Genomic DNA, 16,214 nt, shown 5'->3' on the forward strand with positions numbered 1-16,214 from the left:
GTTCAAGATGCGTAAGTATCCTTTGGCAGCGACATTCCTTGCCGCAGTCTGTGCACTGCCCGCCTTTGCGCAATCCCAATCCAGCAATGATTGGGACAAAATCGTGCTGGAGCAGGCCAACGGCAGCGTGATGACCAGCACCGGCGGTGATTACCGTTCGGCGGCGATTGGTGACCAGCTGACGGTGGGCCAATACATGATGCTCTCTGGTGCGCAGCCGGGTGCCAAGCTGGTGTATTACAAGTTGGATGACAAAGGCCGCGTAATCCACAAGTGCGTGCGTGATTACGACCAGGCCAACACCTATGTGGTGGACGCCAGTTGCAAAATCGCTGCCGGATGGGCCCATTCGGGTGGGATGAACGGTGCCAACGTCGGCATGATTGCCGGGGCTGTGCTTGTCGGGGCGGCTTTGCTTGGTTCGGAAAAAAATACGCCGATCAGTAGCGGGAGGCGTTGAGGTCGCAGCCCTGCAACATCGGTTGACGAGCATCAAGGCAAGCTATCCGGCTTGCCTTGATGCGTTTAGGGGACATGGGATTACATTGACCCGCAGTATTGGCCTGGCAAGGAGTTCGTAAGTGTCAAGCGATGTCGCGCGCAGGTGGCTGCTGCCCGCGCTGTCAGCGCTGCTGGCGGCGCTGTGGCTGGGGGGCGGAGTGACCCAAGACGGCACGTCGATGGACGAGTGGTTGCAACTGCTGGCACTGCCTGTGCTGTGGATGTCGGTGCGAGTCTTGTTGGTCGAGTTTCCAGCGGATCGGCTGTCTCGCTGCGGTATCGCGTTAGCGGTCGCTCTCGTTCTGTTGTTGGCCTTGCAGTTGTTGCCGCTCCCCGCATCGATCTGGAACCTGCCCGCAGCTCGTGGCGCACTGACGCAGGACTTGCAACAGGCAGGGGTGGATACCTTGCGTCGCCATTGGAGCCTTGCACCGGCCGCCACCGAACAGGGGTTGTGGGCGCTATTGCCTGCCTTGGCTTGCTTCTTTGCGGCAATAACCCTGGATAAGTTCCAGCGGCGACGCGTGTTACAGGTTGTGATTGTACTGGCAGCCTTCAATGTCCTGTTTGCATTTTTCCAGGCCGGGTTGCCGTTGGACAGCGCGTTGCGGCTCTATGATTTTGATGCGGGGTTTGGTGGGTTGTTTGCCAATACCAATCATCAGGCAACTGCCTGCATCGCGGGCATGGTGCTGGCGACGGGTTTGGGCGCGGATGCGCGCTTTCGGGCGCGGTGCGAGGGAGTGCACCTGCATGCCGTGTGGGGGTACTTCCTGCTGGCGGGCATGTTTTTGCTGGCCACACCCTTGAGTACCTCGCGTGCAGGCATGGCCATTGCGTTGCCGGCCTTGGCGTTGGCTTTGGTGCTGAGCGGAGCGGTGCCATTGCGCAGGATGAAACGCAATAAGGCGGCATTGGGACTGGCTGCGGGCATAGTGTTATTGATGCTGCTTGGAATGCAGGCGGCGTTGGGCTGGATGGCGATTGATCTTGCCGAAGAGCAACGCCATGTGTTCGCTGAAATCACATTCCAGTTAGGGTTGGCGCATGCGCCGCTGGGCAGTGGCGTTGGCAGTTTCGTGCCGTTGTTTGCTGCCGCCAGCCCACTGCAGATGCAAGATGTGTATTACGTCAATCATGCGCATAATGAATACGTGCAGTGGTGGCTGGAAACCGGCTGGCTGGGCATGCTGCTGCTGGTTGGCGTGCTGGCGGTACTGGCGGTAGCCGTCAAACGCTTGCTGCAACAGCGGCGACGTGGCTCGCAGGTGATATTGGCGGCATCGGCTTGGGTGGCGATTGCCGCAGTATTGGCGCATTCGTGGGCAGACTATCCCTTGCGCACGCTCAGTTTGATGAGCACTACCGCAGCACTGGCGGGGGTGATGTTGGCGGCGCTTGCGGATATCGGTCAACGTCGGCACATGCCCGAGGATGCACGGGATCAGGCTGCTCCCAACGCACTTGCTGATTGAGCGCAGCGCTGGGCAGATGTGGCAACATTCCTTACACTTGCGGGCTTGACCGACGCCAGAAAGCAACCCGCATGAGCATCAAGAGTGACCGTTGGATCCGTCGCATGGCTGAACAGCAGGCCATGATTGAGCCGTATGAGCCGGGTCAGGTGAAGTTTGCCGACAAGAGCGGCACCGGTGGTCAACGTATCGTCAGCTATGGCACCTCCAGCTATGGCTATGACGTGCGCTGCGCGCGCGAGTTCAAGGTGTTTACCAATATCAATTCGACAATAGTCGATCCCAAGCACTTTGACCCCAAAAGTTTTGTCGATGTGGTGGACGATGAGTGCATCATCCCGCCCAATTCGTTTGCGTTGGCGCGTACGGTGGAGTACTTCCGCATTCCGCGCGACACCTTGGTGGTGTGCCTGGGCAAGAGCACCTATGCGCGCTGCGGGATCATCGTCAATGTGACCCCGCTGGAGCCGGAATGGGAAGGGCATGTGACTTTGGAGTTCTCCAACACCACGCCGTTGCCTGCGCGCATTTATGCAGGGGAAGGTGTGGCCCAGATGTTGTTCTTCCAGTCCGCTGCCGATGATGTCTGCGAAACCTCGTACAAGGATCGCGGCGGAAAATATCAGGGGCAGACGGGGGTGACTTTACCGCGTACCTGATTCGAAGTTTGCAGCCATTTTGCCGCGCCGCGCCCGGCACGCAGGCCGCTGGCAAAGCACGCGGTGAGCAGATAGCCGCCGGTCGGGGCTTCCCAGTCCAGCATTTCCCCGGCGCAGAACAGCCCGGGGTGTTGCTTCACCATCAGCGCATCATCCAGTGCGTGCAGGCGCACGCCGCCGGCGGTGGAAATGGTTTCGGCCAGCGGACGCGGGCGCAACAAGCGCAGCGGCAGTGATTTCAGTGCGCCAGCCACCTGCGTCATATCCTGCTGCGCGGGTTGGTCCAGAACTTCAAATACCAGCGCGGCCTTGGCGGCGTCGATGCCGGTTTGCCGGCGCAAATGTTCACCCAAACTGCGGCCGTTGCGTGGTTTTGCAAGATCGTTTTGCAGGCGTTCCAGCGTGCGTCCTGGCACCAGGTCCAGATGCAGCGTCGCTTCGCCGTTGCGGGCAATGCGGTCGCGCAGTTCGGCACTGATCGCATAAATCAAGCTGCCTTCGATGCCGTGTTCGGTCAGTACGCACTCACCTTGCAAGGCGTGTGTGGTGTTGTCGATATCAGGCCAATGGGCAATGACGGGTTTGAGCGGCGCGCCAGCAAATTTGTTCGCAATGAAATCGCTCCACCCAATATCGAATCCGCAGTTGGCCGGCTGCAAGGGTGCAATGTCGATGCCGCGTGCCGTCAGTGCATCTACCCATGCGCCATCCGAGCCTAACTGCGGCCAACTGCCGCCGCCCAGTGCCAGCACGGTGGCGTCGGCAGTGAAACTGGCCTCACCACTGGGCGTTGCAAAGCGTAGCGCGCCGTTGGCGTCCCAGCCCAACCAGCGGTGCTGCACATGGAACTGCACGCCGGCAACTTTCAGGCGGTGCACCCAGCCGCGCAGCAAGGGCGCGGCCTTGCGATCGGTGGGGAACACCCGGCCCGAACTGCCCACGAAGGTGTCGATGCCCAGCCCGCGCGCCCATGCGCGCAAAGCATCGGCATCGAAGCTGTCCAGCCATGTTGCGATGTCATTGGCGCGCTCACGGTAGCGGCCATCAAAGTTCGGACGCGGCTCGGAATGGGTGAGATTCAGGCCACCTTTGCCGGCGATCAGGAATTTGCGCCCAACCGATCCCTTGGCTTCGAATAGATGCACTGGGAGGCCGGTGCCGCACGCGGCTTCGGCGGCCATCAAACCGGCAGGGCCACCGCCGATGATGGCAAGCGTAGGAGTTGGGAGGTTCGACATGCCGCCATGATCCCATGCCGGCAAGGCCCGATTACAATACGCGGATGATCTTGAATATTGCCGCCTACCTGTTTGTTGCGATTGATGATGCCGATGCCTTGGCACTGCGCCTGCGTGAGCGCGCCGAGGCGGACGGCCTGCGTGGCAGCATGTTGGTGACCCCCGAGGGCGTGAACCTGTTTCTGGCCGCCGCAGAGGTACCCTTGCGCGGTTTCCTGGCGTGGCTGCGCGAAGATGCACGGTTTGCCGATCTGCACGCGAAAGAGAGCTGGAGCGAAGCCGTGCCGTTTGCGCGGTTGAAGGTCAAGCGCAAGGCCGAAATCATCAGCTTTCGGCGCACGCATGCCTCGCCGCTGGAACTGGGGGAGCGCGCCCCTGCAGTCGCCCCTCGCACCTTGGCGCGTTGGATTGCGCAAGGCCATGACGATGCCGGCAAGCGGTTGGTGTTGTTGGATACGCGCAACCAGCAGGAAGTGGCCTACGGCACCTTTCACAATGCCCTGACCTTGCCCATTGATAAATTCACCGACTTGCCTGCGGCGCTTGCACCGCACCGCGAAGGCTTGCGCGATGCCACCATCGTCAGTTTTTGTACCGGTGGCATCCGCTGTGAAAAAGCGGCGTTGTGGTTGCAGCAAGAGGGCTGGGACAACCTGCTGCAACTGGATGACGGCATCCTGGGTTATTTCGAACAGGTTGGCGGCGCAGGCTACGACGGTGGTTGCTTCGTGTTTGATCAGCGCATCAGCCTGGATCCGGCACTACGCCCATTGCAGGAGGGTGCGGCATGAGCTGGCTTGCGATCGCGATGATCGTCATCGGGGTTTGGGTGGCCATCAAGGTAGCCGGCGCATTGCTGAAACTGGTGTGCTGGGGTGTGGTCCTGATCGGAATTTATTGGTTTGTCGCGCCGATCATGCATTGGCCGCGGTTGTTCTGATTGCAGCGGCGTGATCAACCGCCAATCGCCATGCCCGCGGCGTGGCCCGATGCCCATGCCCACTGGAAATTGTAGCCGCCCAGCCAGCCGGTCACGTCCACCACTTCACCGATGAAATACAGGCCTGGGATGGTCTTGGATTGCAGCGTGCTGGATGACAGGCCATCCGTATCCACTCCTCCCAAGGTCACTTCGGCGGTGCGATAGCCTTCGCTGCCGCTGGCGATCAATGGCCATGCCGCTAACAGTTCGGCAATCGCGTGCAGTTCTGCCGGTGTGTATTGGCGCAGCGGTTTATTGATCATCCAGTGTTCGCACAGGCGCTGGGCAAAACGTTTTGGCAGGACCTCGCCCAGCACGGTTTTCAACTCTGTGTCGCGCCGTGTGCGTTGCCAATCGGCAAGTTGTTGCGCGCCATCAATGCCGGGCAACAGATCCAGCCGCAGGTCATCACCGGGCTGCCAATACGAGCTGATTTGCAAAATCGACGGGCCGCTGATGCCGCGGTGGGTGATCAGCATGAAGTTGCGAAAACTCACACCATTGCACGTCGCCTCGACCGGCAATGACACCCCCGCCAAGTCCTGCAGGCGCTCGGCATGTTTGCCACTCAAGGTCAGTGGCACCAAGCCGGCGCGGGTGGGCAACACGTGCTGCCCAAACTGTTTGGCAAGCTGATAGCCAAATCCCGACGCGCCCATGCTGGGGATCGATAGCCCGCCACTGGCCACCACCAGTGCGGCGCTTGTAAAATGCCCTTGTGGCGTGTGCAGGCGGTAGTGGCCGGCATCGGTGTGTTCGACACGTTCAATCGTGCAATGCGTGCGAATCTCCACGCCGGCATGCGCGCATTCGGCCAGCAGCATCGCCACGATCTGTTTGGACGAATCATCGCAAAACAACTGCCCCAGCTCTTTTTCGTGATAAGCAATCCGGTGGCGCTCGACCAGCGCGATGAAATGCCACGGCGTGTAGCGCGCCAGCGCAGATTTGCAAAAATGCTTGTTGGCTGACACAAAGTTGGCGGGCGATGCGCCGGTGTTGGTGAAATTGCAGCGGCCTCCCCCGGACATCAGTATTTTTTTGCCTGCTTTATTGGCGTGATCCAGCACCAGCACGCGCAAGCCGCGTTGGCCAGCGGTGAGCGCGCACATCAGCCCGGCGGCACCGGCACCGATGACGATGGCATCAAATTGGGTGTTCACACCCATTCACGCGACGGCAGGGTGTGGCGGCGCTGCGGGCGACCTGCAAGGTCGAGGAAATTGTTGAACACGGCATCGGCTTGTTGCTGCATGGCGGCGATGTGTTGCTGCGTTTGCGTACGGATGGTGGCTTCATCGTGCAGCAAACCGGAGCTTGCCAATTCTTCGCGATATGCAGGATTGGCCAGCCAGCGCTCGATCAACGGCTGATCCATTTCCAGATGGAATTGGAAGCCATAGGCATTGTCGCCGTAGCGAAACGCCTGTTGTGCGCAGTCGGCGCTGGTGGCCAGATGGGTGGCCGATTGCGGGATGTCGAAGCGGCAGCCATGCCACTGGAACACCGGTGTGGCGGGCTGCAGCGGGGCCAATACGGGGTCATCCATCCCTGCCGCGGTTTTATGCAGGGGGTACCAGCCAATTTCCTGCACGGGATTGCGCCGCACGGGCGCGCCCAGCACATGCGCGAGAAGTTGCGCACCCAAGCAGATGCCCAGCACGGGTTTTCCCTGCGCCAACATGGTTTCGATGGCGCGCATTTCGTTGCGCAGATGCGCACGCTGCGGGTGGTCTTCGACATTCATCGGCCCGCCCAGCACGATCAATCCACGATAGCGGTCAACGTTGAGTTGGGCATCGGGATGGCGTTCGAAATTCTTGAACCGGATGCGATGACCGCGTCGCCGGATCAGTGGATCCAGCGTACCCAGTGGTTCGGCAGCAACGTGTTGGAAGACGAGAAGACGGGACATGTGCAAACTATGCCAAAGGCGGCGACGAGCGGCGAATCGCCGCTCATCATGCGGCTATGGCCTGCGTCCCGATCGCACCAGCAATGGTTGCAGCCATGACCCCCCCTGCGGGGCAGACCCATCCCGCAGGAGCACGCCATGCGCCATGAAGCCTTAGCGCGGGCTGCGGGGCTTGAAGCCGCCCGGTTTGCCGCCAGCAGGCTTGAAGCCGCCCGGCTTGCCGCCACCGGGTTTGAAGCCGCCCGGTTTGCGCGGGCGATCGTCACCACGCGGCGGGCCGAAGCTGCGCTTGCGCGAGGGGGCGTCGATATCGGTGCTGCTGGCGGGCTTCATGCGCAGTGGCTTGCTGGCCACCCGCACGTTCTGCATGTGTTCCAGCAATTCCGGCGGCATGCCATCGGGCAGATCCACCAAGGTGTAATCATCGCGAATATCAATGCGGCCGATATAGCGGCTTTCCAGATCGGCTTCGTTGGCAATCGCGCCCACGATATGCCCCGGCTGCGCGCCATGTTGGTGGCCCACTTCAATGCGGTAGGTGCGCATGCCGGCTTCTGGAGCGCCGTGTTCACGCGGTGTGCGTTCACGCGGCTCCCTCGGCTCACGTTGCGGCCGTTCACCGCGCTCGCTGCGATCGCGGGTGGGGCGGGCATCACGTGCTTCGAAAGCGCGTTCCGAAACCGCCGGTTTGGCCAGCAGCAAAGGGGCCTTGCCCTGTACCAGCTTGGCCAGCGCGGCGGCGACTTCCACCGCCGGCACGTTCTTCTCGCGCTCGTAGCGTTCCACCAGATCGCGGAAGATCGCGAGGTCATCGCTGGCCAGTGCGGCTTCGATCTTGTCGAGAAACTTGGCTACCCGGCGCTCATTCACGGCATCCACGCTGGGCAGGTTCATCTGCTCGATCTTCTGCCGGGTGGCACGTTCAATCGCCCCCAGCATGCCGCGCTCACGCGGGGCCACAAACAGGATCGCCTCGCCCTTGCGCCCGGCACGGCCGGTGCGGCCAATCCGGTGCACATAGCTTTCGGTGTCGTAGGGGATGTCGTAATTGAGCACGTGGCTGATGCGATCCACATCCAGCCCGCGCGCGGCCACGTCGGTGGCCACCAGCACGTCAAGCTGGCCATCCTTCAAGCGCTGGATGGTGCGCTCACGGGTTTTCTGTTCCACATCCCCATTGATGGCGGCGGCGCTGAAGCCGCGTGCGGCGAGTTTTTCGGCCAGCTCATCGGTGCCCAACTTGGTGCGGGCGAAAATGATCATGGCATCGAACGGCTCGGCTTCCATGATCCGGGTCAGCGCGTCCAGCTTGTTGATGCCACTCACCATCCAGAACCGTTGGCGGATATTTTCGGCGGTGGACGTCTGCGATTTGATCGCGATTTCGGTCGGATCTTTCAGATACGTCTGCGCGATGCGCCTGATCTGGTTGGGCATGGTGGCCGAGAACAGCGCCACTTGCCGTGTTTCCGGGGTCTTTTTCAGCACCGCTTCCACGTCGTCGATGAATCCCATCCGCAGCATTTCGTCGGCCTCATCCAGCACCAGCATGCGCAATTGCGACAGATCCAGCGAGCCGCGTTCCAAATGGTCAATCACCCGGCCCGGCGTACCTACCACCACATGCACGCCGCGTTTCAATGCCGTCAGCTGCGGCAAATAGCTTTGCCCGCCGTAGATCGGCAGCACTTGGAAGCCGGGAATATGGTGGGCGTATTTCTGGAACGCCTCGGCGACCTGAATGGCCAGCTCACGGGTGGGTGCCAGCACCAGCACTTGCGGCTTGCTGGCCGGCGATTCCAGCAGGGCCAGCGCCGGCAGGGCGAATGCTGCTGTTTTGCCGGTGCCTGTCTGCGCTTGCCCGATCATGTCGCGGCCTGCCAGCAGGGCCGGAATGGTGGCGGCCTGGATCGGTGAAGGGGTTTCGTAGCCTACTTCGCGAAGCGCGGCCAGCAGGCTTTGCGGCAGGCCAAGATCAGAAAATGTCACAGGTGCGGTATCGCCGCTCATGGTGCCTCTGGGCGGGTTCGCCGGAAGATTCAAGGACGCATAGTGTACGCGTCTGCCGCTGAGTCGGCGCTCAACAGACTAAAGCGCGTTTTGATTCCCCCGGGTGTTTTGCAGAGCGGGATCGAAATAATCCTGCTGTGAATGCGAACGATTCTTGGCAATGGCGGATTTGCACTGATTTTGGCTGCTTTCGCTGGTTTTGTGGCACGCAAGGTCTGGTCGTCACTGCATATCGGCAGGTACAATGTGCGGCTGTTGCGAGTGGCTTTGGGTTCACTCGCGCCCACAGAAGACAGAGGCACGCGTGCTGGCCGAATATTTGCCCACTCTGCTGTTTTTGATCGTCGCCACCGGGATCGGCATTGCGCTGATCGTGATTGGCAACGTGATTGGCCCCAAGCGGCCGTCCGCCGAGAAGCTGTCGCCCTATGAGTGCGGCTTTGGTGCATTCGAGAACGCGCGCATGCCGTTCGACGTGCGCTACTACCTGGTCGCGATTTTGTTCATCGTGTTCGACCTGGAAATCGCCTTCGTGTTCCCGTGGGCCGTGGTATTCCGCGAGCTTGGGGTGTTTGGCCTGATCGAAATGGGCGTGTTCCTTGCGCTGTTGGTGATCGGCTTCGTGTACGTGTGGAAGCGCGGCGCGCTGGAGTGGGAATGAGCAATATCGTCCAGAATGTTTTGGAAGCCGCCAGCAACCCGTTGCCGGAGGGTCGGCTGGACGACATCCTGCGCCCCGATGGCGACAACCCGCTGCTGCAAAACGGCTATGTGACGACCAGCCTGGATGCGCTGTGGAATTGGGCGCGTACCGGTTCGATGTGGCCGATGACTTTTGGCTTGGCCTGTTGCGCAGTGGAAATGATGCATGCCGGCGCAGCGCGTCTGGATCTGGATCGTTATGGCGTGGTGTTCCGCCCGTCGCCACGCCAGTCCGACGTGATGATCGTGGCCGGCACCTTGGTCAACAAAATGGCCCCGGCGCTGCGCAAGGTCTATGACCAGATGCCCGACCCCAAGTGGGTGATTTCGATGGGTAGCTGCGCCAACGGCGGCGGCTACTACCATTACTCGTACTCCGTCGTGCGTGGTTGCGACCGCGTGGTGCCGGTGGATGTGTACGTGCCCGGCTGTCCGCCGACCGCCGAGGCGCTGGTGTACGGCATTTTGCAACTGCAGAAAAAAATCCGCCGCATGGAGCAAAACCCGTTCTCGAAGACGGCCAAGCCGGAGGGCGCGCGCGCATGAGCACGCAATTATCCGAGCAGCTCATCGCCCGCTTTGGTGCCGATGCCGTGCATGTGGCGCAACCGCATGGTGAAGTCACCCTGGAAGTGACCGCCAGTGCATGGCTGGCCACCTGCAAGGCGGTGCGCGACGAATTGGGCTTCGATACCTTCATCGACCTCTGCGGCATCGATTATCTGGGTTACGGCAATGACGAGTGGGATACCGTCGGGGTGTCCTCGGAAGGCTTCAGTCGTGGCGTGGAGGGGCAGGGCCCCGGCCGCTTCAACTGGGGCCAGCAACCCAGCCATCAGGTTGCCGATGCTGCTTCGGCCGCATTGGATGCGCGCGTCAGCAAGCGCTTTGCGGTGGTGCTGCACCTGTTGTCGATTCGCCATAACCAGCGTCTGCGCCTGCGTTGCTATACGCCAGACGACGGCTTGCCGGTGGTGGCGTCGGTCACCGGCCTGTGGGTGGGGGCCAACTGGTTTGAGCGCGAAGCGTTTGACCTGTACGGCATCATTTTTGAAGGCCACCCGGATCTGCGCCGGATTCTCACCGATTACGGTTTTGTGGGGCATCCGTTCCGCAAGGATTTCCCGCTGATCGGCAATGTGGAAGTGCATTACGACGAGGAGAAAAAGCGCGTGGTGTATGCGCCCGTCACCAGCGTCGAGCCGCGCGTGGGTGTGGCCCGCGTGATTCGCGACGATGCAGGCCTTGCCACCGCGCAAGCGGAAAGCAATAGCCGTATCTTGCAGCGGGAGGCGCGTCGATGAACGACTTGCTGACCCCCAATAGCGACACGTTCGCCAGTAATCCTGCGGAAGCCGCGCAAGAAATTCGCAACTACACGCTGAACTTCGGCCCGCAGCATCCGGCCGCGCACGGTGTGTTGCGCTTGATTCTGGAAATGGACGGCGAAGTGGTGCGCCGCTGCGACCCGCATATCGGGCTGCTGCATCGCGGTACTGAAAAACTGGCCGAATCCAAGCCGTTCAACCAGTCGATTCCGTATATGGATCGTCTGGATTACTGCTCGATGATGTGCAACGAGCACGCCTATGTGTTGGCGATTGAAAATTTGCTGGGCGTGCAGGCACCCGAACGCGCGCAGTGGATCCGCACGATGTTCGACGAGATCACCCGTATCCTCAACCACTTGATGTGGTTAGGTTCCAACGGACTGGATCTGGGCGCGATGGCGGTGTTCCTGTACGCCTTCCGCGAACGCGAAGAATTGATGGACACCTATGAAGCGGTGTCTGGCGCACGCATGCACGCCGCCTACTACCGCCCCGGCGGCGTGTATCGCGACTTGCCCGACGTGATGCCCAAGTACAAGGAATCGCCGTGGCGCAAAGGGCAAAAGCTCAAGCGCTTCAACGAGGCGCGTGAAGGTTCACTGCTGGATTACCTGGAGCAGTTCACCAAGGACTTCCCGGGCCGGGTGGACGAGTACGAAACCCTGCTGACCGGGAACCGTATCTGGAAGCAGCGCACCGTCGGCATTGGCGTGGTGACCCCCGAACAAGCCAAGGCCTGGGGCATGAGCGGCGCGATGTTGCGCGGTTCAGGCATTGAATGGGACCTGCGCAAGAAGCAGCCTTACGCCAAGTACGCGGAAGTGGATTTCGATATCCCGGTCGGCGTCAACGGCGACTGCTACGACCGCTATCTGGTGCGTGTTGCCGAAATGCGCCAATCCAACCGCATCATCGCGCAATGCGTGCAATGGCTGAAGGCCAACCCCGGCCCGGTGATGCTGAACAATTACAAGGTGTCACCGCCCAGCCGCGGCGAAATGAAGCACAGCATGGAAGCGCTGATCCACCACTTCAAATTGTTCTCGGAAGGCTATTGCGTACCTGCCGGCGAGACCTATGCCGCGGTTGAAGCACCCAAGGGCGAGTTTGGCTGCTATCTGGTGTCGGACGGCGCCAACAAACCGTTCCGCGTGCATCTGCGTGCACCGGGGTTTGCGCATTTGTCGTCGATGGATGACATCACCAAGGGACACATGCTGTCCGACGTCGTGGCCATGATCGGCACCTACGACATCGTGTTCGGCGAGGTTGATCGATGAAAGCAACAGGCAATTTCGAAGCGTGCCGCAACGTGGATCCGATGGTGGCATTGTCGGACGCAACCCGTGCGCATATCGACCACTGGTTGACCAAGTTCCCACCGGAGCGCAAGCGCTCGGCGGTGCTGCAGGGTTTGTATGCCGCGCAGGAGCAAAACCAGGGCTGGCTGACCGATGCGCTGATCGCCGCGGTGGCCAAGTACCTGGACCTGCCGCCGGTGTGGGCCTATGAAGTGGCCACGTTCTACTCGATGTTCGAAACCAAGCCGGTGGGCCGCAACAATGTGGCGTTTTGCACCAATATCAGTTGCTGGCTCAACGGTGCGCAGGAATTGCTGGCGCATGCCGAGCAGAAGCTGGGTTGCAAGCTGGGCGAGTCCTCCGCCGATGGCCGCGTGTACCTGAAGAACGAAGAAGAATGTGTCGCCGCGTGCTGCGGCGCGCCGGTGGTGGTGATCAACGGCCATTACCACGAAAAACTCACGCCACAAAAAGTGGATGCGCTGCTGGATGGGCTGAAGTAATGGGCGTTCACTCTCACTATTCGGAAGGCTATGGTCCGGTCGGTCCCGCACCGAAAGAGCATCAGGCCGTGTATACCACGCTGCATTTCGACAAGCCGTGGTCGTATGAAAATTACCTCAAGACCGGCGGCTACCAGGCGCTGCGCAAAATCCTGACCGAAAAGATCCCGCCCGCCGACATCATCGAGCTGGTCAAGGCTTCCGGTCTGCGCGGGCGTGGCGGCGCGGGCTTCCCCACTGGCCTCAAGTGGAGCTTCATGCCCAAGCACGAGGGTGAAAAATACATCCTGTGCAATTCGGACGAGTCCGAACCGGGGACCTGCAAGGACCGCGACATCCTGCGCTACAACCCGCACGCAGTGCTGGAAGGGCTGGCCATCGCCTGCTACGCCACCAATACCAAGGCGGCCTACAACTACATGCGTGGCGAGTTCCACCACGAGCCGTTCGAACATATCGAAGAGGCGCTGGCCGAGGCTTACAAACACGGCTGGCTGGGCAAAAATATTCTGGGTTCGGGTATCGATATCGATATCTATAACGCCCTTGGTGCCGGTGCTTACATCTGCGGCGAAGAAACCGCATTGATGGAATCGCTGGAAGGCAAGAAAGGCCAGCCGCGCTACAAGCCGCCGTTCCCGGCCAATTTCGGCCTGTACGGCAAGCCCACCACGATCAACAACACCGAGACCTATGCCTCGGTGCCGGCCATCGTGCGCAATGGCGCCGAATGGTTCATGAGTTTGGGCAAGCCCAACAACGGCGGCTGCAAGATTTTCTCGGTCTCCGGCCATGTAGCCAATCCGGGCAATCATGAAATCCGCCTTGGCACGCCGTTCCCGGAATTGCTGGCGATGTGTGGCGGTATCCGCAATGGTCACAAGATCAAGGCGGTGATTCCCGGTGGTTCCTCGATGCCGGTGCTGCCGGGCGAGGTGATGCTGCAGTTGACCATGGACTACGACGCGATCCAGAAAGCGGGCTCGGGCCTGGGCTCCGGCGCGGTGATCGTGATGGACGAAACCACCTGCATGGTGCGGGCCTGCCAACGCATCAGCCAGTTCTACAAAGCCGAAAGCTGCGGCCAGTGCACGCCATGCCGCGAAGGCACCGGCTGGATGCATCGGATGTTGACCCGGATCGTCAACTTCGAGGCCACGCTGGACGATTTGCAGATGCTGCGCGCCTCGGCCGGGCAGATTGAAGGCCACACCATTTGTGCCTTCGGTGAAGCCGCCGCATGGCCGGTGCAGGGGTTCCTGCGCCATTACTGGCATGAATTCGAATATGCCATCGTGAACAAGCGCTTCTACGTCGATGACGAGCGCGCCGGCACGCTGGTTCAGTCTGAAAAGGTGGTTGCGTGAGCGCACAACCCGTCAATCCGAATCTGCCGCCCGACCACGTCACCGTCTTCATCGACGGTGTCGAGATGGCCGCGCCCAAAGGCTCGATGATTATCCAGGCCGCCGACAAGGCCGGTATCCCGATTCCGCGTTTCTGCTACCACGAGAAACTGCCGATTGCCGCCAATTGCCGCATGTGCATGGTGGATACCGAAGTGGGGGGCCGCGCCGCGCCCAAGCCGTCGCCGGCTTGCGCCACGCCGGTGATGGATGGCATGAAGATCTACACGCGCAACGACAAGGCGCTGAAAGCGCAGCGCAATGTGATGGAGTTTTTGCTGATCAACCATCCGCTGGACTGCCCGGTGTGTGACCAGGGCGGCGAATGCGAGTTGCAGGATCTGTCGTTGGGCTATGGCCGTTCGGTCAACCGGTTTGTCGAGCGCAAGCGCACCGTGGCCGATGAGGATCTGGGTCCGCTGGTCGCCAGCGAAATGACCCGCTGCATCCAGTGCACCCGCTGCATCCGTGTCACTGCCGAAATCGCCGGCACCTACGAGCTGGGTGGCATGTATCGTGGCGAAAACCTGCAGATCGGCACCTTCGACGGCAAGCCGCTGACCACCGAGTTGTCCGGCAACGTGATCGACGTGTGCCCGGTGGGCGCGCTGACCAACAAAGTGTTCCGCTTCAAGGCGCGTCCGTGGGAACTCACCGCGCGGCCATCGCTGGGGTATCACGATGCGCTGGGCAGCAACCTGTTCCATCACGTGCGCCGTGGCGAACTGTTGCGCAGCGTGCCGCGTGACAACGAAGCGGTCAACGAATGCTGGCTGTCCGACCGTGACCGCTATGCGCACGCAGGCTTGACCGCCGGCGACCGCGCCACCGTGCCGCTGATCCGTGATGGTGAAAACTTCCGCGAAGCGTCGTGGGAAGAAGCGCTGGCCAAGGCCGCACAGATTCTGCAAGACAATGCCGGCGACAATTTGGGCGTGCTGGTGCATCCGGCAACCTCGAATGAAGAGGGTGCGTTGTTGGCGCGTCTGGCCGCAGGCTTGGGCACCGGCAATCTCGATCACCGCATCGCCCAGCAAGACCTGTCCGATGGTGCGCAAGCACAAGCGTTTGCAATGCCGGTGGCCGAGATCGAACAAGCCGATGTCATCGTGATCGTGGGTAGCCACCTGCGCTTCGAAGTGCCGTTGCTGCACCAGCGGGTGCGCAAGGCGGTCAAGCGCGGCGCACGCGTGTTCGTGGTCAATCCGGTGGATTTCGAGTTCACCTTTGCCATTGCCGGCAAGCAGATCGTGCCGCCGTCGCAATTGGCGTCGGCGCTGGCCAATGTCGATGTCGGCGATACTGGCAATGTTGCGGTAATCGTTGGCGGCGTGGCTGAAAACAGCCCGTATGCCGCCGCGATTCGCAGTGCAGCCACCGCCTTTGCCGCGGCCAGGAACGCCAGGCTGTGCCGCATCCCGCAAGGGGCCAATGCGTTGGGTCTCAGCCGTGCCGGGGTGCTGCCCAGTACACGCGATGCACAAACCATGCTGCGCGAACCGCGCAAGGCCTATGTGCTGTACGGCATCGAGCCGGGCCTGGATTTTGCCGATCAGCAAGTCGCGATGAAAGCGCTGGGCCCCGCGCAGGTGGTGGCGTTCAGCCAGTTTGCCTGTACCTCCACCCGTGCGGTGGCCGATGTGGTTCTGCCGATTGGCGCGCTGCCGGAAATCGACGCCAGCCTGACCAATCTGGATGGCATCGAGCAGCAAGCACAGCCCGCTGGCAAATTGCCGGGGCAGGCGCATTCGGGCTGGCGCGTGTTGCGTGCACTCGGCGGCGATCTGCACGTAGCCGGTTTTGAGTTCACCGATCTGGTCGGCTTGCGCGCCAGTCTTGCGCCGCAGGCGGTGCAGGTGGCCAAGGGGGCAGCGGTGGCGGTCAGCGGCAGCGGTTTGGACGTGGTGGTATCGCAAGCCATCTATCGGGTGGATGCGGTGACCCGGCGCTGCGACGCCTTGCAAGCGCATCCGCTGACCACCGGTCCACGCGCCGTGCTGCACCCCGTCGATGCGGCAGGGATGGCCGATGGTGCGATGGTGCAACTGGCCACGGGGTCCGGGAAGGCCACCTTGCCGGTGCGGCTGGATGTGCGCGTTGCCGCAGGCAGTGTGTGGATTGAATCGGGCTACGGTGCCACTGCACCGCTGCTGACCGCAGGCAAGCTGGAGGTCGTACGCGCATGACTATC

At 61.4% G+C, this 16,214-nt stretch carries 16 protein-coding genes; 12 read left to right on the forward strand and 4 right to left on the reverse strand.

Annotated elements, in window-relative coordinates; all coding sequences use genetic code 11:
* The first annotated feature begins 7 nt into the window (after positions 1–7).
* The 3 genes from K7B09_RS04375 (at position 8) to dcd (ending at position 2,635) form a co-directional block, all read left to right on the forward strand.
* Entirely contained in the window at positions 8–460 is a 453-nt protein-coding gene (locus tag K7B09_RS04375; RefSeq protein ID WP_223627161.1) for a hypothetical protein, read from the forward strand.
* Between the two features lie 121 nt (positions 461–581).
* Positions 582–1,976 (forward strand): O-antigen ligase family protein, encoded by a 1,395-nt coding sequence (locus K7B09_RS13245; protein ID WP_223627163.1) that lies wholly within the window; start codon positions 582–584, stop codon positions 1,974–1,976.
* Between the two features lie 71 nt (positions 1,977–2,047).
* The gene (dcd, locus tag K7B09_RS04385) at positions 2,048–2,635 is read left to right on the forward strand and encodes a dCTP deaminase (RefSeq protein ID WP_223627166.1); all 588 of its coding nucleotides are present in this window, start codon (positions 2,048–2,050) and stop codon (positions 2,633–2,635) included.
* On the opposite strand, the gene K7B09_RS04390 is transcribed toward dcd, so the two are convergent.
* On the reverse strand, positions 2,599–3,873 hold the full coding sequence (locus tag K7B09_RS04390) for a TIGR03862 family flavoprotein (protein ID WP_223627168.1): 1,275 nt from the start codon (positions 3,871–3,873) through the stop codon (positions 2,599–2,601). The genes dcd and K7B09_RS04390 overlap by 37 nt on opposite strands.
* 44 nt (positions 3,874–3,917) lie before the next feature.
* Here K7B09_RS04390 and K7B09_RS04395 point away from each other — a divergent pair, with 44 nt between their 5' ends.
* Together K7B09_RS04395 and K7B09_RS04400 are read left to right on the forward strand one after the other, a co-directional pair.
* Complete coding sequence (locus tag K7B09_RS04395; protein ID WP_223627170.1) at positions 3,918–4,664, forward strand: sulfurtransferase; 747 nt, start codon at positions 3,918–3,920, stop codon at positions 4,662–4,664.
* The gene (locus K7B09_RS04400; RefSeq protein ID WP_223627172.1) at positions 4,661–4,813 is read left to right on the forward strand and encodes a hypothetical protein; all 153 of its coding nucleotides are present in this window, start codon (positions 4,661–4,663) and stop codon (positions 4,811–4,813) included. The genes K7B09_RS04395 and K7B09_RS04400 overlap by 4 nt, the downstream gene beginning before the upstream one ends.
* A 14-nt stretch (positions 4,814–4,827) precedes the next feature.
* On the opposite strand, the gene K7B09_RS04405 is transcribed toward K7B09_RS04400, so the two are convergent.
* The 3 genes from K7B09_RS04405 to K7B09_RS04415 all read right to left on the reverse strand — a co-directional run bounded on the left by K7B09_RS04405 (position 4,828) and on the right by K7B09_RS04415 (position 8,780).
* Entirely contained in the window at positions 4,828–5,967 is a 1,140-nt protein-coding gene (locus tag K7B09_RS04405; protein WP_425507843.1) for a BaiN/RdsA family NAD(P)/FAD-dependent oxidoreductase, read from the reverse strand.
* A 47-nt stretch (positions 5,968–6,014) separates the two neighbouring features.
* The gene (locus K7B09_RS04410) at positions 6,015–6,770 is read right to left on the reverse strand and encodes a type 1 glutamine amidotransferase (protein ID WP_223627176.1); all 756 of its coding nucleotides are present in this window, start codon (positions 6,768–6,770) and stop codon (positions 6,015–6,017) included.
* A gap of 153 nt (positions 6,771–6,923) precedes the next feature.
* Entirely contained in the window at positions 6,924–8,780 is a 1,857-nt protein-coding gene (locus K7B09_RS04415; RefSeq protein ID WP_223627177.1) for a DEAD/DEAH box helicase, read from the reverse strand.
* A 304-nt stretch (positions 8,781–9,084) separates the two neighbouring features.
* Here K7B09_RS04415 and K7B09_RS04420 point away from each other — a divergent pair, with 304 nt between their 5' ends.
* The 7 genes from K7B09_RS04420 to nuoG are packed head-to-tail and all read left to right on the forward strand — an operon-like array spanning position 9,085 to position 16,209.
* Positions 9,085–9,441, forward strand: a complete 357-nt coding sequence (locus tag K7B09_RS04420) for an NADH-quinone oxidoreductase subunit A (RefSeq protein WP_223627179.1) — start codon at positions 9,085–9,087, stop codon at positions 9,439–9,441.
* Positions 9,438–10,028 carry a NuoB/complex I 20 kDa subunit family protein gene (locus tag K7B09_RS04425; protein ID WP_223627181.1) on the forward strand — a complete coding sequence of 197 codons (591 nt, stop codon included), beginning with the start codon at positions 9,438–9,440 and terminating at the stop codon, positions 10,026–10,028. Before K7B09_RS04420 ends, K7B09_RS04425 begins: the two co-directional genes overlap by 4 nt.
* Entirely contained in the window at positions 10,025–10,786 is a 762-nt protein-coding gene (locus tag K7B09_RS04430; RefSeq protein WP_223627183.1) for an NADH-quinone oxidoreductase subunit C, read from the forward strand. Before K7B09_RS04425 ends, K7B09_RS04430 begins: the two co-directional genes overlap by 4 nt.
* Positions 10,783–12,093 carry an NADH-quinone oxidoreductase subunit D gene (locus K7B09_RS04435; RefSeq protein ID WP_223627185.1) on the forward strand — a complete coding sequence of 437 codons (1,311 nt, stop codon included), beginning with the start codon at positions 10,783–10,785 and terminating at the stop codon, positions 12,091–12,093. Before K7B09_RS04430 ends, K7B09_RS04435 begins: the two co-directional genes overlap by 4 nt.
* A complete protein-coding gene (gene nuoE / locus K7B09_RS04440) occupies positions 12,090–12,617 on the forward strand; it encodes an NADH-quinone oxidoreductase subunit NuoE (RefSeq protein ID WP_223627187.1) in 528 nt (175 codons plus the stop codon). Before K7B09_RS04435 ends, nuoE begins: the two co-directional genes overlap by 4 nt.
* Complete coding sequence (gene nuoF / locus K7B09_RS04445) at positions 12,617–13,984, forward strand: NADH-quinone oxidoreductase subunit NuoF (protein ID WP_223627189.1); 1,368 nt, start codon at positions 12,617–12,619, stop codon at positions 13,982–13,984. Before nuoE ends, nuoF begins: the two co-directional genes overlap by 1 nt.
* A complete protein-coding gene (gene nuoG, locus K7B09_RS04450) occupies positions 13,981–16,209 on the forward strand; it encodes an NADH-quinone oxidoreductase subunit NuoG (protein ID WP_223627190.1) in 2,229 nt (742 codons plus the stop codon). The genes nuoF and nuoG overlap by 4 nt, the downstream gene beginning before the upstream one ends.
* Positions 16,210–16,214: the final 5 nt, after the last annotated feature.

It is taken from the genome of Thermomonas beijingensis, assembly GCF_020034655.1.
Lineage (GTDB): Bacteria > Pseudomonadota > Gammaproteobacteria > Xanthomonadales > Xanthomonadaceae > Thermomonas > Thermomonas beijingensis.